Below are 23,635 nucleotides of genomic sequence, written 5' to 3' on the forward strand. Positions count from 1 at the left end.
AGCGCGCCCGCAGCACGGCCGGGCTCATCGTCCCGGCCTGAACCCCAGCGAAGCGGCCACAGGGCGGGCACCCGACCGGGTGCCCGCCCTCTTTGCGTGCCGGGCGCGCCGAGGGCAGGTCGGTGCCTGCTCAGACCCTTGGCGATCCCGGCCGCGTCAGCCGGTCGAGCACCGCGAGCAGCAGCGCCTCGCGCAGCCCGGTGGGGAGGGCGCCGAGCAGCGCGTTCAGCGGCGCCATCCGCTCGGGCAGGGCGAGCGAGCCGCCGTCGCCGGTCAGCCCGGCCGTCGTGAGCAGGCCGTCGAGGGTCGCGGCGTCGAGGCCGGCCGGGCCCACCGAGCCCAGCGCGGCCACCAGCTGCGCGGGCGGTGCGACCGGCCCGGCGGCGACCGCGGCGTCGGTCGCGCTCCGCAGGTCCCCGACCAGCGCGTCGAGGCAGTCCGCGGTCGCCGCGCTGACGCTGAGGTGCAGCGTGGCGGGCAGGTCGCGGAAGGCCGGCTGCGGCTGGACGTACCAGCCCCGGGCGCGCAGCTCGTCCGCGATCGTGAACACGTCGCACGTCCGGTCCGTCGTCACGGACACCAGCGTCGAGTCCGGTTGCGCGGCAAGAGAAAGCACCGGTATGCCGCTCACCTCGGTCGCGATCGCGAGCGTCGCCTCGCGCGCGCGGCGGGCCAGCGCGCGGTAGCCGGCCGCGCCGATGTGGTTCACCACGGCCCAGGCCGCGGCGAGCGGCCCACCGGACCTGGTCGACTGCATCGTCGTGTTGAGCATCGGGTAGCCGGGCCAGGCCGCCGAGGCGAAGAAGTGCCCGCGGCGCAGGTCGGCCGACCGGTGCAGCAGCAGCGAGACCCCCTTGGGCGTGTAGCCGTACTTGTGCAGGTCGACCGAGATGCTCGTGACCCCCTCGACGGCGAAGGCCCACGGCTGCTGGTCCGGCTCGTCGTCGCGCAGGAAGGGCAGCACCCAGCCGCCGATGCAGGCGTCGACATGGCAGCGCGCCCCGGCGTGGGCGGCCGCCGCCGCGATCGGGGTGACCGGGTCGACCACCCCGTGGGCGTAGGACGGTGCCGAGGCGACGACCAGGACGGTATTCGGGTCGATGGCCGCCGAGATGGCGTCCGGGTCGGCGCGCTTCGTCTCGGGGTCGACGTCCACGAGCACCGGCTCCACCCGGAAGTAGTGGGCCGCCTTGTGGAAGGCCGCGTGCGCGGTCGTCGGCAGCACCATGCGCGGCGCGGCGATGTCGGGCCGGGCGTCCCGGGCGGCGAGGACCGCGAGCAGCACCGACTCGGTCCCGCCCGAGGTGGCCACCCCGGCGAACCCGCTCGGCGCGTCGAGCAGCCGACCCGCGAACGCGACGAGGTCCTGCTCCATGGCCGGCAGCGACGGGAACGCCGTGGGGTCGAGCCCGTTGGTCGAGCCGAACATCGCCAGCGCCTCGCGCCCGATCGCGTCGGCGTCGGCGAGGCCCGAGTCGTAGACATAGGCCAGGGTGCGCCCGCCGTGGGTGGGCAGGTCGTGGGCGCTCAGCTCGGCCAGCCGGGCGCGGATCTCGTCGGCGTCCATGGTCATCCTCTCGTCAGGGGGAACCGGGCCAGCGGGACGAACGAGATCGCGACGAGGACGGCCGGGACCACCGAGAAGCCGACGACGATCGCGGTCAGGGCCGAGTCGCCCTGTACGACAACTGTTCCCACGCCCGCGGACACGTATCCGCCCAGAGCCAGCACAGCGGCATACAGAGCGGGGCCGAGAGCCAGCCCGAGCGTCTCCCCGGCCGTCCAGATCCCGGTGTAGAGACCCACGCGCGTCTGCGCGTCGGCGTTGCGGCTGGCGACGTCGGGCAGCATCGCGAGGGGGAACAGCTGCGCCCCGGCGTAGCCGACGCCGACGACCGCGACCGCACCGTAGACCGCGGCGGCGGGCACGCTTCGGGCCAGCACCACGGCGAGGGCCCCGGCACCGAGCAGGAACGAGGCGAGCAGGTAGCCGCGCTTCTTGTCGTGGGTCACGCCGTAGCGCTGCCACAGCGGCGTGACGACGAGGGCCGGCGCGACGAAGCAGACGAAGAGGATCGTCGCGGACAGCTTCGTGCCGATCACCCACGTCGATAGGTAGTCGACCCCGGCGAGCATCGCCCCGGTGGCCAGCGCCTGCAGGACGAACGTCGTCAGGAGCAGCCGGAACGGCCGGTCGGTGGATACGACCCGCAGCTGCGTGGCGAAGCCGGTCCCGGCGGTCCGCGGCCGACGGACCGGCGCGTTGCGCGTGCCGTGCCAGGCGGCCCAGGCGCCGAACGCGATCAGGGCCGCGACGAAGAAGCCGACGGCGCGGTAGCCCCAGTCGCGCCCGAACGCGTCGCGGATCGCCGGGGAGGCCCCGCCGCTGACCAGGATCGCGAGCGCCAGCACGGCCACGCGCCAAGTCATCAGCCGGGTCCGCTCGTCGTAGTCGTCGGTGATCTCGGCGGGCATGGCGAGGTAGGGCACCTGGAAGAAGGCGTAGGCGCTCGCGCAGGCCAGGTAGACCAGCGCCACCCAGGCCGCGCCGACCCAGAGCGGGGTGGCCGGCCCGAGGAAGAGCAGCGCGAAGGCGGCGGCGAGCAGCAGGCCGGCGCGGATCAGGAACGGCCGCCGCGGCCCGTCGCGGTGCCCGCTCCGGTCGGAGACCCGGCCCGCGACCGGGTTGAGCAGCACGTCCCACGCCTTGGGGGCGAAGACGACGACGCCGGCCAGGCCCGCGGCGACCCCGAGGTGGTCGGTCAGGTAGGGCAGCAGCAGCAGCCCGGGGACGGTTGCGAAGGCGCCGGTCGCCACCGAGCCGAGCCCGTAGCCGCGGCGCACCCGGGCCGGCAGGCCTGTCGTCGCCTCACCCATGACGGCACAGTAACGGCGGCGCCCCCGGTGGCACCGGCCGAGCGGGCGCCTGCGCGCAACGGGCACCCGGATCGTGCACCATGCATCGCCCGCACGAGACCCGTCACCGGGATGCGACGCGTGGCGCGATCCCGTAGCCGATCTCGGCCACCCACCGGTGGACGTAGGCGTAGACGTGTGGGTGTGCCAGCGCGCGGGCGTGCAACGGGGTGGGCGGTGTCGAGGAGCGAGCTTGCGGGAACAGGGCGTAGGTGTCACGTCCGTCCATCGCGGAGCCGGTGATGATCCCGTCCAGGTCCTCCCAGGTGTCCAGGATCGCCTCCGCCCAGGCCCGGCAGACGTTCCTGGGGCCGGTCGGCAGCGTCGCCGAGGCGCCGTTGCGCAGCGGCCAGCCGCCGCGCACGTCGAGCAGGACCAGGTCGCGGCTCGACGTCCAGCCGTACAGGTATGGCGCGTCGGTCCAGGGATCGACCTCGCGGTACTTCTGGTACTTCTCGGCCAGGGCCGTGCGTGGATCGGGGGAGGCGTACAGGACGGCGCGGTCGGGCTGTTCACGCGGCGGCTCGTGGTGAGGGTCCCAGCGCATCGTCCGCAGCGGGCCGTAGGCCCGGAGCTCGTCCCAGCCGAGGACGTGCTCGCCTTGGGTGGCTGCGATCCGCCACATCGCCGAGCGCACCCGGACGAGGTCTGCGTCGGTGCGGGTCAGCGGTCCGGCGGGCCTGCGTGGAGTCTTCGGGTGGGCCCTGCGGGCCGTCATTCGCGGGTCTCGGCGTCCATGAGGTCGGCGACGACGCGCGGGTCCTCCCCGTCCAGGAGCCACTGCACCGGGCTGCGCCCGTCGAGGGAGTGCTCGGGGGTGGTCATGAACAGCCGAAGGCGCCGCGGACCCCACGTCTCGGGAACGTGCGCCAGTGCCTCGCGAAGGCCGGGCACTGTCCGGCCTTCGTCGGTTAGCTGCCATGCCGGCAGATGCAGCACCCCGTCGCTGCGGATGGCGTACATCTCCCTCGACTCGACGCGGCGGGTGATCGTGCTGCGGGCCTTCCCGGTCAGCGCCGCGGCCTCGGCGGTGGTCAGCATGGTTTCGGTGGCCGTGTTGAACGCCGCGCTGAACATCGCGGTCCCCACGTCCGGAGGGGTGTCCCCACCGGCGTGCTCACGAAGGAAGGCGTCCTGTTCCGGCTGGCTCGATGTCGTGGCAGCGGCACCGATCCGCTCGGTTGCCCGGCGGTGCTCCTCGGACCGGATCGCGGCGGCCACCTCCGCGCCGGTCAGCTGTACCCCGCGCCGACGCAGCAGGGCGTCGAGCTCCTGCTCGAGCGTGAGCGTCGGGGTCGCGTACCCCGGCACTCGTCGGTCGGTCGACTTGTGACCCATGTCCCCGATCCTATCAACTGGCGCACTACAGTGCATCACTGATGCATTACGGTGCGTCGGCTCGACCGTCACATCCGCGACTCACGCCCGACAGCGATCCGCACGTCTCGTGGGCCGGGTCGTTGCAACCGGGACGAAGAAGGGTAAGGGTCGGGCCGTGAGCCGCATGCACGAGCACGAGGTGCCCATCGACGCGGACGTCGTGCGGTCCCTGCTGGTCGACCAGTTCCCGGACCTGTCCGACCTGCCGCTCGAGGCGCACCCTACCCGGGGGACGCAGAACGCCGTGTTCCGCCTCGGTCCCGACCTCGCCGTCCGGCTGCCGCGCCACCAGGACGCGGTGTGCGGGCTCGTCAAGGAGATCCGCTGGTTGCCGACGCTGCGTCCGCTGCTGCACCTGGAGGTGCCGGAGGTCCGGGCGACCGGGGTCGCCACCTCCGAGTACCCGTTCCAGTGGGCGGTCGTCCGGTGGCTGGAGGGTGCCGACGCGGTGGCTGCCCCTCTGGATTCGCTCGTGCAGGCCGCCGAGACGCTCGCCCGCTTCTGCATCGACCTCTGGTCCGTCGACCCGGCGGACGTCCCGCCCACGGACACGGCCGGATTCCACCGCGGCCGGCACCTCGCCCACCGGGACGAGGCCTTCCGTGCCGCGATCCGGCAGTGCGCCGGTCTGGCCGACGTGACGGCGCTGACCCGGGTCTGGGACGAGGCGCTGGCGGCACCGCACTGGACCGGGCCGCCGCGCTGGGTGCACACCGACCTCATCCCGCCCAACCTGCTCGTGCACGAGGGTCGACTGACCGGCGTGCTCGACTTCGGCGAGCTCGCCACGGGGGACCCGGCCTGGGACCTCACCCCGGCCTGGTTCGTCCTCGACGGGCCGTCCCGGAAGAGCTTCCGCAGCCTGCTCGAGGCCGAGGTGGACGACGCGGCCTGGGTCCGGGCCCGGGGGGCGGTTGTCTCTCAGGCGGTCATCGCGCTGCCGTACTACCTCGACACGAACCCGACGATGGTGCAGGTCGCCTGCCGCGGCATCGACGCCCTGCTCGGGGTCGACGCCGACCTGTGACACCGGGCGACCGCGCGGCGGCCACGGTCACCTCGAGACGGGCGGGGCCGGCCTGACGTCGATAGGGTGGGTGTCCACATCCTCGGCGCCTGACCTCGGCAGGCGCTGGTGCCGGACCAGGAGGCTCGGATGAAGGCAGCACGGTTCTACGGCCCGGGCGACATCAGGATCGACGAGATCCCGGAGCCGGCGGTCCGGCCCGGGACGGTCAAGGTCGAGGTGCAGTGGTGCGGCATCTGCGGCACCGACCTGCACGAGTATCTGGAGGGGCCGATCTTCGCGCCCCCGGCGGGCGCGCCCCATCCGCTCACCGGCGAGACCGTCCCGGTCACCCTCGGTCACGAGTTCGCGGGCGTCGTCGCCGAGCTGGGCCAGGGGGTCGCCGGACTTGCGGTGGGCGACCGGGTCGTGGTCGAGCCCTACATCGTGTGCGGGCGATGCGACGCGTGTCAGCAGGGCCGCTACAACGTCTGTGCCACGCTCGGCTTCGTCGGCCTGTCCGGGTTCGGGGGAGGCTTCAGCCGGTACGTCGTTGCCGAGCAGCGGTGGATCCATCCGCTCGGCGACCTCGGCACGGATGTCGGAGCCCTGGTCGAGCCGCTCGCGGTGGCCTACCACGCCGTGCGCCTGTCCGGGGCGCGCGCCGGTCACACCGGACTGGTCTTCGGTGCCGGCCCGATCGGCCTGGTCACGACGGCGGCGCTGCGCGCGGCCGGTGTGGAGCAGGTCATCGTCGTCGAGCCCGCGGGGGTGCGCAAGACCAAGGCGGCAACCGCCGGTGCCGACCACGTGATCGACCCGACCGAGGCTGACACCGTCGGATCCGTCATGGAGCTGACGCAGGGCCGTGGCGCCGACGTGAGCTTCGAGTGCGCCGGTATCGACGCCGTGCTCGCCTCGGCGATCCGCTCGACGAGGGCCGGCGGCACCTGCGTCAACGTCGCGATCTGGGGGCATCAAGCGTCGGTCGCCATGAACGACCTCGTCTTCCGGGAGGTCTCCCTGGTCGGGTCGCTCGCCTATGCCAACGACCACCCTGCGACGATCCGGATGATCGCGGACGGGCTCGTCGACCCGCACCAGTTCATCACCGGCCGGATCGAGCTCGACGACATCGTCTCGGCGGGCTTCGACGAGCTGATCAACAACAAGGAGGAGAACGTCAAGATCCTGGTGAGGCCGTAGCTTCCGACGAGCCCGACCTGCCGACCCGGCACCGGGCGCACCTGCCGGGCAGCGCCACCTGGCCGGAGTCGAGCTCGAAGCCGAGAGCGCTGCGCAGCCGGTCCGCTGCCGCGGCGAGCACGTCCGCGGGCGCGTCCTGGACCCGCCCGCAGGACAGGCAGCGCACGTGCACGTGTCCGTGCACCGGCCGGTCGACGGGGGCCGATGCCGCTGTGCCCGGCCCGTCCGCGAGCGGCGGGCCTCCCCGTCCGACGAGATGGTAGACGGTCGCGTTCCCGCCGACGTGGATGTGTGAGAGGACCCCCGCGCTGCCCAGCGAGGTCAGCGCCCGGTAGAGCGTCGCGCGGTGGGTGGACGGCTCGAGCCGGGTGACCCGGGCACCGATCTGCTCGGCGGTCAGGTGCTCGTCGGCCCGGTCGGCGGCATCGACCACCTCGAGGACGGCCCGGCGGGCCGGGGTGACCCGCTCGCCCAGCTCGCGCAGCCGGGCCAGGGCGGCAGCCACCCGCGGGGTCGGGCCGGCGTGCTCCATCGGGCCATTATCCGCCCGCGCGCCGGCGCCCGTGTCTGCCCGCGCCGGGGGTGAGTGTCCGCGTGCGCCCGGGCCCGTGTCTTCGTGCGCCCGGGCCACCGGAGCGTTCGGCGCCCGAGCCCGCCGAGCCGGCTGGGCGGCATCCCGGCTGGGACCGGCGTCGGGAAGGTCAGGTCACGGCTTCTTCGCCGGCTTCGGCGCGGGCTTGGACAGCGGGCCCCCGATGGTCACGGCGTCGCGGCAGGTCGTCGGGGCGGGGGTGACGCCGGGCGGGGCGCCCGGCTGGCGGCACTGGATGGTCAGCGTGACGGTCGCCTTGCCGGTGGCGACGAAGGGGGTGACGAAGTGGTAGTCGGTGGTGCGGAAGCTCTCGAGCGCCTGCGAGAGGATGATCTGCCGGCCGATGGACACCAATAGCAGCCCCTCGTCGCCCTGCGGGTTCTCCAGCACGAAGTCGGTGATGCTGAGGCTCTGCCCCTTGGCGACGTCGAACGAGTCGGTGCGGGTCGACCCCGCGCGGGCGTCGCTGACGGCCAGCCGCAGCGAGAAGGGGGCGGTGACCACCCGTGGGGGCACGCCACCGGTCACGGCCAGCTGGACCTGCTTGTTCGTCGTGTCGGCCTGCTTGGCCGCAGAGGCCGCCTTGACCTGGGCGACCTCGGCGGCCGTGGCGGCCTTCTGCGCCTCCGCCGCCTGGGCGGCCACCTGCTTGGCCTGCGCCTGCGCCTCCTGGCGGGCCACGTCCGCGGCGGCGTCCCGCGCGGCGGCCTGAACGGTGGGCTTGAGCAGCCAGGACCAGATCGCGGCGAGGGCCAGCAGGGCCGCCAGCGCGATGAGCAGGGCCTTGCCGAACCACTTGGGGATGACCGGCTCCTGCAGATGGGTCCCCTGCAGGGCCACCGGCAGGCTGTCCTGCGGCGTGACGGTGACCACGAACGGGATCGTCGTGGGCGGGCCGGTCCAGAGCAGCTCGACGGGCCGGACCTTGATCTTGGTGAAGGCGGCCCGGCCCGGGGGCACCGTGATGGCCTCGGTGTCCGACTCCTTTAGCAGCTCGGCCTGGTCGGTCACCGCGATGAACGCGGTCACGGGCACGTTGCCCCGGTTGTCGATGGCCACCTGGTGGCGACCGGTGCGCCGCCCACGGGAGGTGCGCGGCACGAGCTCGGCGGTGGTGTCGAGGAACGGGAGCACCTCGACGACGGCCTCCGGCACGACCGTGTCGTCCGGGTTGTCCACCGGCACGACGCGGATGCCGAAGCTCAGCCGGCCCGCCGGCACCTCGGAGGAGCGTGGTGGGTTGACGGTCAGGGTGGTCACCGTCGACGTGCCCGGGTAGAGGGTGAACTGCGGGTCGGCGATCGTGGTCCAGCCGGCCGGCACCCCGACGACCTCGAGCTGGTAGTCCTCGACGACGTCACCGGTGTTGCGGACCTCGAGCGGGATCGTCGCGGACTCGCCCGCGTTGAGGCTGACCGACTCCTGGTCGAGCCTGGCTACCGTACTCATGTCTCCAGCGTCGCCTCGTGAGGTGTGGTCTGGCGATGGACGTGAGGCCTCCCGAAAGGGCAGCTGACCTGCCCGTTGAGGCGCTGTTGAGTGCCCGGAGAGGACGTGTCGGCATACTTCGTGGGTCGATATGTCGAGACAAATCCTCCTCACCGGCGGCGTGTGGGGGGAAGGAGCCGTCATGGAACGCATCGGTGTGCATGTCCAGGCCATGGACCCCATCTCTGCGGCAGGCGTGATCGCCGAGCTGCGCCCGCGCCCGGAGGTGCGGCTGCTCCGGGAGGACGAGGTGGCCCGGGCCGAGGTGGCGGTCGTCGTCGTCGACACCGTCGACGACTCGACGATCCAGCTGCTGCGCCGCCTGCAGCGCGGTGGCCTGCTGCGCACGGTGCTGATCGCCAGCCGGATCGACAACAACGACCTCGTCAACGCCATCGAGGTCGGCGTGCTGGGCCTGCTGCGCCGGGAGGAGGCCACCCCCGACCGGATGGTCAACGTCATCCAGCGCGCCGCCGCCGGTGACGGCACGGTGCCGCCCGACCTGCTCGGGCGGCTGCTCGACCAGGTCGGGCACCTGCAACGCCAGGTGCTCAGCCCGCGCGGGCTGACCTTCCAGGGGCTGGCGAACCGTGAGGTCGAGGTGCTGCGGCTCGTCGCGGACGGCTACAGCACCGGCGAGATCGCCTCGCGGCTGTGCTACTCGGAGCGCACGGTAAAGAACGTGCTGCACGACATCACCACCCGGCTGCAGGTGCGCAACCGGCCGCACGCCGTCGCCTATGCCATGCGCGAGGGCCTCATCTGAGGATCCGGTGCGCGCGCCCGCGGGATGCCCTGTCGTCCCCGGGTGGCTGCCCGAAAGGCTGACCGGCCGCCGGGTTCGCCCGGGCCGGGCGGGCAGGGAGCGTGGATGACGACGCTGACGCAGGACGCGAGGAGGCTCGCCATGCGCGTGCCGGTGCGACGAACCGGGCTGGCCCTGCCCGCCCGGGCGATCGCCGCTGCCCTCGCCCTGAGCCTCGGGCTGATGCTGGCCGCCGGGCCGGTCGACCGGGCCTTCGCGGCGGTGCCGAGCCCGGTCGCGCCCCGGATCGCCCTGACCTCCGACCGGTCGTCCATCGCCAGCGTGAGCCTCGACCTGGGGGAGGGATCGGCCGCCTCCGCTCTGGCGCCGGGGGCGGCGACGCCGGGTGCGGGGGCGGCGACGCCGGGTGCGGGGGCGGCGCCGGGAGCGGGCGCGGCGGCGGCACCCGGCTCGACGGCATACGAGGGCGAGGACTCGATCGGCGGCGGGCTCGAGGTGTGGGTGAGCACGCGTGACGATGCCGCCGGCGAGGTCTACGCCGCCCCGGCGCCGTCACCCGACGACGACAACGCCGAACGTGGCACCGGCGAGCGGGTGACCTGTGACGACGCGGTCGAGTCGCAGCCGGCTCCCGCCCCGGACGGTCACTGGATCGCCTACGCCTCCGACGCCTCCGGCAGCTTCCGGCTGTGGCTCGCCACCGACAGCCCGGATGGCGTCACGCTGCCGTCGACGGGGGTGCGGCGCTGCGGCCGGTGGGTGTCCTTCCCGCTCACCGGACCGTCCGGTCTGCTCCCGGGCGACCACGACGGCACCGACCTCTGGCCCGCCTGGCTCGACGAGTCGACGATCGTGTTCAGCAGCACCAGGACCTTCCTGGCCGGCGAGGCACCCGACCCGCTCGGTGACCTGTGGGCCGTCCGTCTCGACCTGGCGGCCGGCAAGGTGAGCCGGGTGCTGCGCCTCACGGACGACCCCGCGGCCGAGACGCAGCCTGCCGTCGGTGCCGTGTCGGACAGCACGGCGGTCGCGTTCACCACCACCCGGTTCCGGGCCGACGGGTCCCTCGGCGTGCTGCTGCTGCCCGAGGGGTGGAGCCTGACGGATCTGGCCGGGCTGCGCGACACGAAGCCGACCGACCCGTTCGCCGGCTCGGGAGGGACGGGGCCACCGCAGGGCTCCGAGGCGGCATGGTCGCCGAACTACCCGCCCTACCTGGCGTACACCAGCACCGACTCCGACCCGGCCGGTGACATCGAGGTGGCCTCGTGCTACGTCGGCTCCGACGATGCCCTGCACTGCTCGCCGGCACCGCCGCAGTCCCAGCCTGCGGGCGAGCCCGGGGTGGGTGAGTCCCACCCGGCGTGGGTGCAGCGCAGCTACTACATGGGCGCCGTCCTGCGCTATACCGTCCGCTCGGGGACCGCCGACATCGCGGATGTCGCGGCTGCCGACGGCTCCGGTCGCCGGGTCCTGGCCGGCGGGTCCGGGGTCGACCGCACGTCGCCGGCCTACTCCCCGGACGGGACGCGGTTGGCCTGGAGCCGGTCGGGCAATGACGGGGGACGCGAGATCGTCCTGGCCGACTCCTCGGGCGGGCACGTCACCCTGCTGCGCGACGCCCGGCCGAAGGGTGCGGTCGACGTCGACCCGGCCTGGTCGCCGGACGGCACCCGCATCGCGTTCGTGCGCTACCGGCCCTGTCCCGACTGCGCCACCGTAGCGCCCCACGTGTGGGTGGCCGACGTGGCCACCGGGAAGGCGACGCAGCTCACCTCCGACGAGCCGGTCACCTCCGACGGACAGGGCGGCGCGCGGACATGGGACCAGTCGCCGTCCTGGTCGCCCGGCGGGTCCCGCATCGTCTTCGCCCGGACCGCCGACACCACCCCGAGACTCTCGGTGACGGTGTCGCCGGGCACGCTGGAACCCACGAGCGCCGCAGCCACGACGGTCACCGCCGAGGTGACCGTGCGCAACGACGGCGGACGGGCCACCGCCGTGACCCTGACCGCACAGGTGCCCGACTGGCTCGTGCCCGCGGGGTCGTCCGGCTGCCGCACCGCCGACCCGGCCGACGGCAGGCGCACCATGACCTGCGACCTCGGCCCGATGGCACCGGACGCCACCGTGACCCGCGTCGTCCGGCTCAGCCTCGCCGACGAGCAGGGCTGGCAGTACGACTACCTGATCACCCACGCCACCGCCACGTACGGGCGCCCGCCCCGGACCGTCGACACCGACGACGTCTACACGTTCATCATCCCGCCACCCCAGTCGACCGGCACCCCGACACCTTCGGACACGACACCTTCGGACACGGCACCGCCCGCGGCCGCCGAGGTGGGCCGGGCCCCGGACACGCCACCTCCCGGACTGAGCCCGACCCTGTGGGTCCTCGACCCCACGACGAAGGCGGCCCACGAGCTGCGCTATGCCGACCCCGACGAGTGCGACTGTGCCGGCACGATCACCGGACAGAGCCCCGCCTGGTCGCCGGACGGTCGCCGCATCGCCTACACGGACCGGGGCGCACTGCGCGTCGTGCACCTCGCCGACCCGCGCGGCGACCGCGTGGCCACCGACCCCGCCGCGGGTGGCAGACCTCGGGTCGACACGGTGCTCGGGTTCTCCGACCAGACGGTCGACGGCTCGACCGGCGCCGTCCCCACGGCCGGCCGGGCCCTCCTGTCCAGTGCCGCGGACCCGGCCTGGTCACCCGACGGCACCTGGCTCGTGTTCGCCGGGCAACGCGCAGGGCTGGCGAACCGCCCGCTGATCTACCGGATCCGGCCGGACGGCAGCCAGACCACCGCCGTCACCCGCGGCCTGCAGGCCGACTCGGAACCGACGTGGCAGCCCTTCGCCCGACTGGGGCTGAGCGGCTCCGCGTCGCCCCCGTCGCTCGGCGCCGGGGCGACCTCGACGGTCACACTCGTGGTCACCAACTCCGGGCCCGCCACCGCGACGGGCACGGTGGTCGAGGTGACCGTCCCCCGGGGACTGACACCGGGCACGCTGCCGAAGTCGTGCCGGTCCGGGCCCGTCCCGTCCGGGGTCCTCGTCACGTGCGAGCTCGGCGCCGTGCCGCCCGGCTCGACGAAGGTCCCGCTGGAGGTCACCGCGGTGACGCCGGGCAGCTACGTCCTGCCGGCGCGGGTCGGCTCACTCGTGCCGGACGACCAGCCGACGGACAACGGCGCCGACGTGACGATCACGGTCACTCCCGCCGGGGCGAGCGCGGCCGACCTCTCGGTGACCCTCACCCTCAGCCGGAACCCCGGCTACGTGGGCGGCGACGGCAGCGCCGCAGTGGTGGTGACGAACCGCTCGACCGGGCCCGTGGACGAGGTGAAGCTGACCGTCTCGTTGCCGACCGGGCCGGGCCTGGTGACCGTCAGCCCGCCGCAACCGTGCTTCTCCGGGACCGCCTGCACCCTGGGGCCCCTTGCAGCCGGACAGTCCCGCACCCTGACCCAGGCGTTCGAGTTCGCCACCGCCGGGCGGGGGCCGGCCACTGCCCGCGTGGCCGGCGCCCTCGCCGACCCCATCCCCGGGAACAACACGGCCACCGTGAACCTCGTCGTGCGCCAGCCGACCATCCAGGTGCTGCAACCGGTCGTCGAGCCGGGCGACGTGACCATGGCCGTGGGGCAGGACTTCCCGCCCGGCGAGGCGGTCACCCTGGCGTGGTCGCAGGGCATCAGCACCCGTCCCGTGCCGGTGGCCATCCGGGCCGACGGCACGCTCACGCCGACCCAGGTCCTGATCCTGCCCCGCGACGTGCTCGGCTCCCGGGACCTGATCGCCACCGCCGTCACCGCGGGCAGCTTCGGGCCGGTCCGGGTCTCGGTGCTGGTGGCGCCCGGGACCGTCGCTCCGCCAGCCGACTTCGTCACGAGGAGGTGAACCGTGATCGCCGACATAGACGAGGCCGTCAGATCACTGGTCCGCACCGAGGCAATCGAGCGCTCCGGGGTGGAGGTCGTCTTCGACGCCCCGACCAAGGACTGGGCCGCGCGGCGCAACGCCCCGACCGTCGACGTCTACCTCTACGACATCCGCGAGGACCTGCGCCGGCGGGCGGTCGGATGGGTCCCCACCCACACCGCGGAGGGCCGCCTCGAGACGCGCCGGCCGATGCCGCGCTACTACAAGCTCTCCTACCTCGTCACGGCGTGGACCCAGCGCCCCGAGGACGAGCACCGGCTCCTGGCCGACCTGCTCCGCTCGCTGCTGCGCTACGACGCCATCCCCGGCGAGCTGCTCGGCGGGGAGCTGGCCGACACCACGCTCCCCGTCCCGTTGACCGTGGGTCTTCCGCCGCCGGAGGACCGCGCCTTCGCCGACGTCTGGACGGCGCTCGGGGGAGAGCTCAAGCCGTCGCTCGACCTCGTCATCAGCGCGCCGATCGAGGTCGGCCGGGCCACCGCGGCCGGCCCTCCGGTCCTGGAGAGCCCACGCCTCGACCTCGGGGACGTGCACGGCGGCGCGGAGGATCTCGACCGCTACCGACACGTCGCCGGCGAGCCCGCACGACCGGTGCGGGCCGCCCTGGCCGAGGAGCGCCGGTCGCCGGGTGAACGTGGCGCACCCGCCGCGGCGGTCCCGCGGGCGCGCCGCCGGCGACGGTCGTGACGACCATGTCGACCGGGACCGGCCCGGGTGTGCTCCTTGCCCGGATGTCCTTCGTCGAGCAGCGGATCCGGGCGCTCGTGGATGCCCGGCGAGCCGTCGACCCGCAGCCGGACGACCCGTTCCGGGGCCTCTACCTGACCGACGAGTCCGTCGACCGGCTGCTGGATGCCGGCTCGCCCCAGCCGGCTCGCGGACCGGTGGCGGCGCCGTACCGCGACCGCGCAGAGGCGGACGACCCGGACGACTCGAGCCGGCTCGACCGGCTCGCCCGGTGCTGCGGCCTCACCGATCTCGACGTCGGGCTGCTGCTCGTGGCGTTGACGTGCGACCTCGACTCGCGCTTCGAGAAGCTGTTCGGATACCTGAACGACGACGTGACCCGGCGCCGTCCCTCCGCCGGGGTGGCGCTCGAGCTCTGCGGGCACAGCCTCACCTCGGTCGTGGGACGGGAGCGGCTGACCACGGGCCCGCTGATCCGCCTCGACCTGCTCGTCGTCGAGGACCTCGAGCGCCCCTTCCCGGGGCGGGCCCTCAGAGTGCCCGACCGGGTCGTGGCGCACCTGCTGGGCAGTGACGACATCGACGCGTCCCTGGCCGACGTCGTCGTCGCGCCACCCGACGTCGCGTGGGGCGACGGGACGGACGTCGCGCGCGCCATCGAGTCCGGCATCTGCTTCGGCTACCTGCGCGAGCCCCCGACCGGGTCCGGGCTGCTCGTCGCCCTCGACGCCGTGCGCCGGAGCGGACACGACGCGCTGGTCGTCGACCTCGAACGGCTCGGCCGCCAGCCCGACCCCGCGGCCTGTGCCCGGGGGGTGACGCGGGAGGCCCGGCTGCGCTCCTGTGGCCTCGTCGCGACCCAGGCCGAGACGGTCAGCGCCACCGGCGTGCTGCCGCAGCTGCGCATCGACCCGCTGCCGCTCCTGCTCGTCGGGACGGTCCCCTGGGACCCGTCGTGGAGCGTGGACCCGCCGTTGCTCGTCGACATCCGGCCCAGCACCGCCGCCGAACGCGGCCGGCTGTGGCGCGAGGCGCTGTCCGGCGTGCCGCTCGGGTTCGATCCCGATACCGAGTCGACCCAGTTCCTGCTGCGGCCCTCGCGGGTACCGCGTGCCGCCCGCTCGGCCCGCCAACAGGCGCTGCTGTCCACCGACCCGGTGGTCACCGCCGAGCACCTGCGCACCGGGGCCCGCGCCGAGAACGCGAGCGCGCTGCAACGGCTGGCCCGCCGGGTCGAGCCACGGGTCGGCTGGGACGACCTGGTCCTCCCCCCGACCACGCGCTCGTCCCTGCACGAGCTCGCCGCACGGGGCAGACACCGCGAACGGGTGCTCGGGGACTGGTCGATGCGACCCGGCGGCGGCCGGGGCATGGGCGTGGCCGCGCTGTTCGCGGGCGACTCGGGGACCGGCAAGACGATGTCCGCGGAGGTCGTGGCCGGAGACCTCGGGCTCGAGCTGTACGTCGTCGACCTGTCCACACTCGTCGACAAGTACATCGGGGAGACCGAGAAGAACCTCGACCGCATCTTCACGGCGGCCGCCGGCGTCAACGGCATACTCTTCTTCGACGAGGCCGACGCCGTGTTCGGCAAGCGGTCGGAGGTCAAGGACGCGCACGACCGCTACGCCAACGTCGAGAGCGCCTACCTGCTCCAGCGGATGGAGAGCTTCGACGGGCTCGTCATCCTCGCCACGAACCTGCGGGCGAACATCGACGAGGCCTTCACCCGGCGGCTCGACGTCATCATCGACTTCCCGCTGCCGGACGAGACGCGCCGGCTCGAGCTGTGGCGGGCCTGCCTCGCCACGCTGCCCACCTCGGGGCCGCTCGACCTCGAGTTCTGCGCCTCGTCGTTCGAGCTGTCCGGAGGCGCCATCCGCTCGGCCGCGGTCACCGCCGCCTACCTGGCCGCCGACGCCGACGGGACCGTGTCGATGGCCCAGCTCGTCCAGGCCGTGCAACGCGAGTACCGCAAGCTCGGGCGGCTCTGCCTGCCGCACGAGTTCGGCCGCTACCACACGCTGCTCGGCTGATCCGGCCGCATCCTCGGGCCGCCTCCCACGCCGGCACCCGCCCGGCCCGGTACCGGCGCGGCATTCCCGAAAGGGCAGCGCCGGTGCCCGTTCGGACGCCTGATCGCCCGCGACCGTGACCCGCGGGCTGAGCGACCGTGGAAGTGACACGTCGACAGGAGGCGAGCATGCACAAGCACGAGCACGACCCGGGTGCTCCCGAAGCGTTGCACCCGACCAGGTCACGACCGGGACGCGGGCCCGACCAGCACGTCGTGCGAGCGGCGGTGGCGGGCCGGACCGACGTCGTCGGGACCGGCGGGATGATCGGCCTGCAGCGAGCGGTCGGGAACGCGGGCCTGCAGCACCTGACCGGTGCAGGCGTCCACGAGGTCCTCACGGGCGGTTCCGGCCAAGGGCTCGACGAGGACACCCGGGCCGACATGGAGGCCCGGCTCGGCGCCGACTTCGGCGACGTGCGGGTCCACACGGATGCGCAGGCGCACGAGTCCGCCCGGGCCGTCGGCGCGCACGCCTACACCGTCGGACGCGACATCGTCTTCCAGCGCGGCACGTTCGACACCAAGTCGGCCGCAGGTCGCACGATGCTCGCCCACGAGCTGACCCACGTCGTCCAGCAGCGGTCCGGCCCGGTCGACGGGACACCGATCGAGGGCGGCGTCAAGGTCAGCGACCCCTCCGACCGGTTCGAGCGGGAGGCCGCCGCGAACGCCGAGCGGGTGATGACCGCGCCGGCACCGCTGACCGGCGCCCAGCGCTCCGTCAGCGGCGAGGGTGCGGCTCTCGCCGCCCCGACGGCGCAGCGGGAGGAGGGCGAGGAGGAGGAAGCCGTCCAGGGCGTCTTCGTGCAGCGCGAGGAGGAGGCCCCCGAGGAGGAGAGCGCCTCGTGACGGGTTGCCCCATGGGGCAGCCGGACCTACCCGACCGGACGTGCCGACGGACGTGCCGGGAGGCTTCGCTCTGACTGAGGCTTGAGACAACGCCCATCGACCACGCGAGGAGGGGACATGCCCAACTATCTGTCGCCCGGTGTCTACGTCGAGGAGGTCGAGGCCGGGTCGCGGCCCATCGAGGGAGTCGGGACGGCCGTTGCGGCGTTCGTCGGGCTCGCCGAGAAGGGCCCGCTGCACGAGCCGACCCTCGTCTCGAACTGGACCCAGTTCGCCGAGACGTTCGGTGACTTCCAGCCCGGCAGCTACCTGGCCCACGCCGTCTACGGCTACATGCAGAACGGCGGCAGCAACTGCTTCATCGTCCGCATCGGCGGGGCCATCGCCGCGAACGGGTCCGCAGCCCCGACCAACGGCCAGGGCACCGCCGCCGCGAGTGCCGCACCGGACGCACCGCCGCAGGCCGTCGTCGGCGGCCTGACCGTCAAGGCGATCGGCGCGGCGGCGGGCAAGCAGGTCACCGTGGAGATCGCGCCGGCCGGAGGCGACAACCCTCCCGCAGACCAGTTCAAGCTCGTCGTCAGCGTCGACGGCAAGGCGACCGAGACCTACGACAACGTGACGCTGGCCGCGGGTGACGCCAACGTGGCGACCAAGGTCAACGCCAAGTCCAAGGTGATCACGATCGAGCAGGTGGCCGCTGCACCGTCGAAGGCACCCGAGAAGGGCACGGTCGCGCTCGCCCGCCCCGCGGCGGCGGCCAAGGCGCCCGAGACGCCCGCACCCGGCGGGACGCTCAGCCCGGACGACTACGTCGGCGACGTCGCCCAGCGCACCGGCTTCGGCGGGCTCGAGGCCGTCGACGAGGTGACGATGGTCGCCGTCCCCGACCTGATCGCCGCCTACGAGGCCGGCGCCATCGACGCCGAGGGCTTCAAGGCGGTCCAGCTGGCGATGATCGCGCACTGCGAGCTGATGGGCGACCGGATCGCCATCCTCGACCCGCCCCCCGGCCTCAACGCCCAGCAGATCAAGCAGTGGCGCGTCGACGAGGCCGGCTACGACTCGAAGTTCGCGGCCCTCTACTGGCCCTACCCCAAGGTGTTCGACCCCGCGACCGGCACGGCGAAGTTCGTCCCGCCCAGCGGCCACATGGCCGGGATCTGGGCCCGCAACGACGACGAGCGCGGCGTGCACAAGGCCCCCGCGAACGAGATCGTCCGGGGCGCCATCACGCTGCAGACCCGGATCACCAAGGCCGAGCACGACCTGCTCAACCCCGCCGGGATCAACTGCATCCGCAGCTTCCCCGGGCGTGGCGTGCGGGTCTGGGGGGCCAGGACCCTCTCGAGCGACCCGGCCTGGCGCTACCTCAACGTCCGGCGGCTGTTCAACTACCTCGAGGAGTCGATCCTCATCGGCACCCAGTGGACCGTCTTCGAGCCGAACGACCCGGCGCTCTGGGCGCGGATCCGCCGCACCATCAGCGCCTTCCTCGTCAACGAGTGGCGCAAGGGCGCGCTGTTCGGGCTGACCCCTGACGAGGCGTACTTCGTCAAGTGCGACAGCGAGACCAACCCCGCCGAGGGCATCGACGCGGGCCAGGTGGTCTGCCAGGTCGGCGTCGCCCCGGTCAAGCCGGCCGAGTTCGTCATCTTCCAGCTGTCGCAGTTCTCCGGCGGCGTCAGCCTCGTCAACGAGTAGCCCGAAAGGACCAGAACCATGCCCCTCGCCGATCCCCTCGACGCCGCCGCCGCCAATGGCTTCCGGCTCACCCTCGACGGCATCGAGGTGCCCCAGATCGTCGAGATCTCCGGCCTCACCCTCGAGGTCGACAAGATCGAGATGAAGCAGCAGACCAAGGAGGGCAAGTACTACGTCCGCAACCTCATCGGTCGTCCCAAGTCCGGCCAGATCACGGTGACCCGCGGCATCACCGACAGCACCGCGGTCACCGACTGGCTCAAGACGGTCATGGAGGGCGACGTGGCCGGCGCCCGCAAGACGGCCTCGGTAGAGATCACGGACTACCAGGACGCCGTGATCAAGACGGTCGAGTTCACCAACGTCTGGGTCCAGAAGGTCGAGGTCAGCACACTCAAGGCCGGCGAGGCGTCCCAGGCCACCGAGAAGTTCACCATGTGCTTCGACGAGTTCAAGGTGGTGTGATGCAGCGCTCGAGGACGAACGCGACGACCGTGCCTCCCCCGCCGGGGGCCGGGGAGGACCTGCTCGACCTCGACCGTCCCGCCGCCTTCGTCCCCGAGCGGCCCGCCCTGCGAACGGAGTTCGCGTTCGAGCTGCCGCGCGGCTATGTCGACGGCGACGGCGTCGTGCACCGCCACGGGGTCATGCGCCTGGCGACGGCGCGGGACGAGCTCCTCCCGCTCTACGACGCGCGGGTCATGGAGAACCCGGCCTTCACGACGGTCGTCCTGCTCGCCAGGGTCATCGTCTCCCTGGGCAGCGTGCCGTCCGTCACCGCCAACGTGGTCGAGAACATGTTCGCCTCCGACGTGGCCTTCCTGCAGGACTTCTACCGCAGGGTCAACACCGAAGGGCACACCCGCGCGGCGGTCACGTGCCCCGCCTGCTCGCATCGGTTCGCGGTCGACCTGTCCGGCGGGCGCCTGGGGGAATCGTGACGTACGCAGCCGACCGGCTCCACCAGGAGGTTGCGTACGTCGCCTACCACTTCCACTGGGGTCTCGACGAGATCCTCGACCTCGAGCACCCGCTGCGCCGTCGTTACGTCAAGGAGATCGCCGACATCAACACCCGGATGGCGGAGGGTCGGTGAGCCATGCACTGGCCGTGGACCCGACGTGCCGGACCGGAGGCCGCTGCCGAGGCGGCTCCGGTGCCGTCCCCGGCCCGGGACCCCTCGGTCTCGCCCGCCGGATGGGCGAGCCTGCCGCCGCTGCAGCGTCTGCTCGGTCCGATCACCGCGACCAGCGGCGGTGAGGACTTCCCCTGGACCCTCGCCTCCTGGCGGTCACCCGCCGCCCTCGGCACCATGCACCGCGAGCTCACCGGACCGCCGCTCCGCCCGGCGCCACCCTTGGTCGGGCCCCCGGCCCCGGACGGTTCCGCCTCCCCGGCGATGCCCGTCCGTCAGACGCCGCCGAGCAACACGCGCAGACAACCACACTCGTATGCCGCTCACCGCCGTCCCGCGCTCCAGCGGGCCGCCGACCCACGACGCCCGGCAAGCCCCTTCACCGACGCGCCGGACCTGCCCTACCCCGTCCGGCAGCTGCCCACGGTGCCCACCCCGGACGTGACGGCGGGAGAGGCCGACGGGTCGGCTCCGGGTGGGCCGGGTCCGGGTGGGCCGGTCCGGGAGGCTGAGGCACCCCTGCCGGAGCTGCGGCTCGTGCTCCCGCGACCCGCCGAACCCTCCCTGCCGACGACACCGCTGCCCACGCCCCGGGCCGGACGCGCTGGATCCGTTGCGGCCGAACCGGTTCCGTCGCCGGGTGCCGACGGACCCACCGGTGCACCGCCGGCCACGCCGGGTGTGGCGGCGCCGGTGCAACGCACCGCGGACGACCGACCGTCGGACGCATCCGCACCGCGACAGGAGCCGGACACGGCGGTGGCAGCGGTGCACCGTACTTCCGACGACCGGCTCTCGGGTGCGTCCGCCGCGCGACAGGCGTTGGGCTCTGGACCTGCGCCCGACCCGTCGCTCCGGCTGGCCCCCGTGCAACGTACGGCCGCCGACGACGACGAGCCCACCGACCAGACGACCGGACACCGGCGGACCGGGACGCCGCCTGGTTCTTCGGCCGGGCTGCCGCGAGAAGGCGAACCGACCGGCCCGGTGCCCGGGCTCACGTGGCCCGACCGGGAGGCACCCGAACCGACGGAGGCGCCCACGTCCGCCAACGGGTCCGGTGCCGGGGCCGCCGAGCCCGGCGCCGAGGCTGCGTCGCACGCCACGGTCGTCGACCTGCCCGGGCCGCCGCGACTGGGCGAGGGTGCCGCCCGTCGGCCGGAGGCGTCACCGGCCCTGGCTCCGGCGGTCCAAGTCCGCGGCGCAGGAGCGCCCGGACCAGGCCGCCCCGACGCCCCGCTGCCCGACCGGACCGTCACGGTCGGGCATCCGGGCCGGCGACTGGGGCTCGGCGCACCCCTGTCGCCGTCCGCTGCGACCGCCGTGCAACGCTCGACCGGCGGCCCTGCCCCGGGCACGGGTTCCGTGACCGACGAGTCCGACCGGTCCGGCGCGCAGACACGGACCGGCCCGGCCGAGCGGTCGTCCGAAGCCCGGCGTGAACCGGACCCGTCGCCGAGCCAGCCGCACGCCGCGCTTGTCGTCACCCCGGAACGCCCGGCCGTCGCGAGGCCGGGCCCACTGCCACTACCACCGACCGGCCGATCCGCAGCCACCGGGCACACCGTCGGGACGAGCGCCGTGGGCGGCGGCAGCCCGAGCTTCGAAGGCGTCACCGTCCCGTCGGTCGATGCGAGCGTTCCGGTGGTCGCTCGACGAGCCGTCGGCACCGAACCCGGGGAGCCCGGCCCGGTGCGGCCCGGACCCACGCAGCTCGGACCCGCAGCACCCGGCCCCGCAGGGCCGGCACCGGCACTGGCGGAACCCCGGCCCGCAGGAGCCCAGCCGGCGGCACCCGACAGCGCCGCACACCCGACGGAGCAGGCCGGGGAGGCTTCGTCCTCCGGGCCGAGGACCGGTCAGGCAGCGAGCGAACCGGACGCCCCCCACCCTGTCGGCACCGGCCCGGCGAGCTCGGGGCCGGTAACCGGTGCGACGGTGGCCGCTGGAACGGGAGCCGGTGAGCCGGTGGGTGCCGGGCGCGGGCCGGACCCGGATGCTCTCGTCGCGGCCGTGCCACCGGAGCCGACCGGTGTCACGTCGCCGCGAATGGTGCTCCCTTCGAGGTCTGCCCGGCCGGCGACCGGCGCGGAAGCACTGCCGCTGGCTCGTGCCGTCGACCGGGTGTCGACCCCCCGGGCGCAGGCCGGCACCACGCACGGGCCGGACGGGCCCGCGCCCGCGAGCGTGCGTTCCCGCACCGGCTCCCGGACCGGCCTCACCGAGCAACCGGCGCCACCTGCTGCGAGCGAGCGTCTGGAGCACGGCCCGGAGTCGAGCGGTACGCAGCCGACGGTGGCGCGTACAGCTGTCCAGCCGCAGCAGGCCGACGTCGCGCACGACGGTCGGCAGGCCCTCGGCGGCATCGAGGCAGGTGAGACGGTGGCCGCGCGACCGCTGCGCGAGCCGGCTACGGCCCAGGCCGACGAGATGCCGGTACCCGGGCGGCAGGGCCTCGAACCGCGTGTGGCGCCTGCCGACGAGATGCCGGTACCCGGGTCGGGCGGCCAGCCGGTCGCAGCACAGGCGGCCGCCGGCCCACCACGCGAACCGGGCGACGACGTGCCCGCAACCGTCCGCGACGTCCCCGCGGTGGCCCTGGAACGGCTCCCGGATCCGACGACGCAACCGCTACCCGTCCCCGGGAGAGGCGGGCCGGCCTTCGAGGGGTTGCGCCCGAGGGAGCCGGTGGCGGCCCCGGGGAGGCCGCTTGGCGCGGCAGCACCCGCAGGACCGACGGGCCGGGCCGAGGCCCCCGGCCGGGCCGGACCGGGGGACGGTCCCGCCGTGCAGCGCAGCAGGGTCCGTCCCGGGTCGGCACCGACACACCGGCCGACCGGGGCGGCACCGGCAGCCACCGGAACGCCGCTGGGCGTGGTGCTCCCGCAGCGGCCCAGCCCGACGCCGTCGCCGGACCTCACCGCGCGGCAGGTCTCCAGCGGGCCCCCTTCTCGGTCGTCGCTGCGGCCCGAGCCCGCCCGACCGCAGGAGGCGACCACGGAGACCGTTCCGGGCCGACCTGCGCAAGCACCGGAACCGCCTCTCGTCGTGATGCCCCGGAGCGGATCGCTCGGGCCCGGGACGCCCGATTCCGGGCCGGTCCGCCTGGCCCTGCAACGGGTCCAGCGCCCGTCGGACTCCGCGGGGGCCGATACGCCAGGGCGCCCGGACCCCGGCCACGGTGACCTCCCGGGATCGACCGCTGCCGCGACCGATCGGCCCAGCCCGGAGGCCGCGGTCCCGCGCCGGCTCCGGCAGGTCGCGCCCGACGAAGCACCGCATCCCGCGTCGCACGAGCCGTCGTCGCCCGCAGATGCAACGCGCGGAGCTGGGTCACCGCGGCTGGAGACACCCGGCCTCGGCCCGGTTCGCTTGGCCCTGCAGCGGATCTCCCGCCCCCAGGGCACCCGGGCCGACGAAGCGTCCGGGCGGTCGAGCCCTGGCGGCGGTGACGTCCTGAGATCAGGGACCCCTATGGGGACCGGCCGGGGCGGCCCGCAGACCGTCGTGCCGGATCGGCTCGGGCCGGTCGCGCCCGGTGAGCCGCGCCCGCCGGTCGCAAGGTACCGGTCGTCCGCGGCAGCGCCACAGGTGGGTCCCGTGCTCCGGCTCGCGTCGAGCGGCAGCACCGCGCCCGTCGCAGCGGCTCTACAGGTTGGCCCCGAGCTCCGGGTCGCGTCGAGCGAGATCGCGTCGCCCGTCACGGCAGCGCCGCAGGTGGGTCCCGAGCTTCGGCTCGCGTCGAGCGGCACCCCCTCGCCCGTCGTCGAGCCGGACGGTCGCCGGCCCGCTCCGGGGCGCCTGCCGATGCCGTTCGTGCAGCGCTGGTCCGAGCCGGCCCACCCGGCCGCCACCGGTAGCCCTCGGCTACCGGATCC

At 74.1% G+C, this 23,635-nt stretch carries 17 protein-coding genes; 11 read left to right on the forward strand and 6 right to left on the reverse strand.

Annotated features, from left to right (window positions below; translation table 11 throughout):
* Nucleotides 1–130: 130 nt before the first annotated feature.
* The 4 genes from WMI84_RS08535 to WMI84_RS08550 all read right to left on the reverse strand — a co-directional run bounded on the left by WMI84_RS08535 (nt 131) and on the right by WMI84_RS08550 (nt 4,254).
* Nucleotides 131–1,567, reverse strand: coding sequence for an aminotransferase class V-fold PLP-dependent enzyme (locus WMI84_RS08535; RefSeq protein WP_347352177.1), 1,437 nt, complete (start codon nt 1,565–1,567; stop codon nt 131–133).
* A gap of 2 nt (nt 1,568–1,569) precedes the next feature.
* Nucleotides 1,570–2,877: an MFS transporter gene (locus WMI84_RS08540; protein WP_347352179.1), complete on the reverse strand. Its 1,308-nt coding sequence runs from the start codon at nt 2,875–2,877 to the stop codon at nt 1,570–1,572.
* Nucleotides 2,878–2,980: 103 nt separating this feature from the next.
* The gene (locus WMI84_RS08545; RefSeq protein WP_347352180.1) at nt 2,981–3,634 is read right to left on the reverse strand and encodes an RES family NAD+ phosphorylase; all 654 of its coding nucleotides are present in this window, start codon (nt 3,632–3,634) and stop codon (nt 2,981–2,983) included.
* Complete coding sequence (locus WMI84_RS08550; protein WP_347352182.1) at nt 3,631–4,254, reverse strand: hypothetical protein; 624 nt, start codon at nt 4,252–4,254, stop codon at nt 3,631–3,633. Before WMI84_RS08550 ends, WMI84_RS08545 begins: the two co-directional genes overlap by 4 nt.
* A gap of 166 nt (nt 4,255–4,420) precedes the next feature.
* Here WMI84_RS08550 and WMI84_RS08555 point away from each other — a divergent pair, with 166 nt between their 5' ends.
* Both WMI84_RS08555 and WMI84_RS08560 read left to right on the forward strand, forming a co-directional pair.
* A complete protein-coding gene (locus WMI84_RS08555) occupies nt 4,421–5,323 on the forward strand; it encodes an aminoglycoside phosphotransferase family protein (RefSeq protein ID WP_347352205.1) in 903 nt (300 codons plus the stop codon).
* A gap of 129 nt (nt 5,324–5,452) precedes the next feature.
* Nucleotides 5,453–6,508 carry a 2,3-butanediol dehydrogenase gene (locus WMI84_RS08560; protein ID WP_347352184.1) on the forward strand — a complete coding sequence of 352 codons (1,056 nt, stop codon included), beginning with the start codon at nt 5,453–5,455 and terminating at the stop codon, nt 6,506–6,508.
* Here WMI84_RS08560 and WMI84_RS08565 read toward each other — a convergent pair.
* Nucleotides 6,486–7,040 (reverse strand): transcriptional repressor, encoded by a 555-nt coding sequence (locus tag WMI84_RS08565; RefSeq protein ID WP_347352186.1) that lies wholly within the window; start codon nt 7,038–7,040, stop codon nt 6,486–6,488. The genes WMI84_RS08560 and WMI84_RS08565 overlap by 23 nt on opposite strands.
* Nucleotides 7,041–7,214: 174 nt before the next feature.
* Entirely contained in the window at nt 7,215–8,549 is a 1,335-nt protein-coding gene (locus WMI84_RS08570; protein WP_347352188.1) for a hypothetical protein, read from the reverse strand.
* 181 nt (nt 8,550–8,730) lie between these two features.
* Between WMI84_RS08570 and WMI84_RS08575 the strand changes: the two genes are divergently transcribed.
* The 9 genes from WMI84_RS08575 (at nt 8,731) to WMI84_RS08615 (ending at nt 19,718) form a co-directional block, all read left to right on the forward strand.
* Nucleotides 8,731–9,354, forward strand: coding sequence for a response regulator transcription factor (locus WMI84_RS08575; protein WP_347352190.1), 624 nt, complete (start codon nt 8,731–8,733; stop codon nt 9,352–9,354).
* Between the two features lie 105 nt (nt 9,355–9,459).
* Complete coding sequence (locus WMI84_RS08580; protein ID WP_347352192.1) at nt 9,460–13,263, forward strand: hypothetical protein; 3,804 nt, start codon at nt 9,460–9,462, stop codon at nt 13,261–13,263.
* A 3-nt stretch (nt 13,264–13,266) separates the two neighbouring features.
* On the forward strand, nt 13,267–13,992 hold the full coding sequence (locus WMI84_RS08585) for a DUF4255 domain-containing protein (protein WP_347352194.1): 726 nt from the start codon (nt 13,267–13,269) through the stop codon (nt 13,990–13,992).
* A gap of 5 nt (nt 13,993–13,997) precedes the next feature.
* Nucleotides 13,998–16,028 carry an ATP-binding protein gene (locus WMI84_RS08590; RefSeq protein ID WP_347352207.1) on the forward strand — a complete coding sequence of 677 codons (2,031 nt, stop codon included), beginning with the start codon at nt 13,998–14,000 and terminating at the stop codon, nt 16,026–16,028.
* A gap of 167 nt (nt 16,029–16,195) precedes the next feature.
* The gene (locus tag WMI84_RS08595) at nt 16,196–16,918 is read left to right on the forward strand and encodes a DUF4157 domain-containing protein (protein WP_347352196.1); all 723 of its coding nucleotides are present in this window, start codon (nt 16,196–16,198) and stop codon (nt 16,916–16,918) included.
* 117 nt (nt 16,919–17,035) lie between these two features.
* Nucleotides 17,036–18,622, forward strand: a complete 1,587-nt coding sequence (locus WMI84_RS08600) for a phage tail sheath subtilisin-like domain-containing protein (protein WP_347352198.1) — start codon at nt 17,036–17,038, stop codon at nt 18,620–18,622.
* Between the two features lie 18 nt (nt 18,623–18,640).
* Nucleotides 18,641–19,087 carry a phage tail protein gene (locus tag WMI84_RS08605; protein ID WP_347352200.1) on the forward strand — a complete coding sequence of 149 codons (447 nt, stop codon included), beginning with the start codon at nt 18,641–18,643 and terminating at the stop codon, nt 19,085–19,087.
* Complete coding sequence (locus tag WMI84_RS08610) at nt 19,087–19,563, forward strand: hypothetical protein (protein ID WP_347352201.1); 477 nt, start codon at nt 19,087–19,089, stop codon at nt 19,561–19,563. Before WMI84_RS08605 ends, WMI84_RS08610 begins: the two co-directional genes overlap by 1 nt.
* Entirely contained in the window at nt 19,560–19,718 is a 159-nt protein-coding gene (locus WMI84_RS08615; RefSeq protein WP_347352203.1) for a DUF6760 family protein, read from the forward strand. Before WMI84_RS08610 ends, WMI84_RS08615 begins: the two co-directional genes overlap by 4 nt.
* Nucleotides 19,719–23,635: the final 3,917 nt, after the last annotated feature.

Source organism: Intrasporangium sp., assembly GCF_039812505.1.
Taxonomy (GTDB): Bacteria; Actinomycetota; Actinomycetes; order Actinomycetales; family Dermatophilaceae; genus Intrasporangium_A.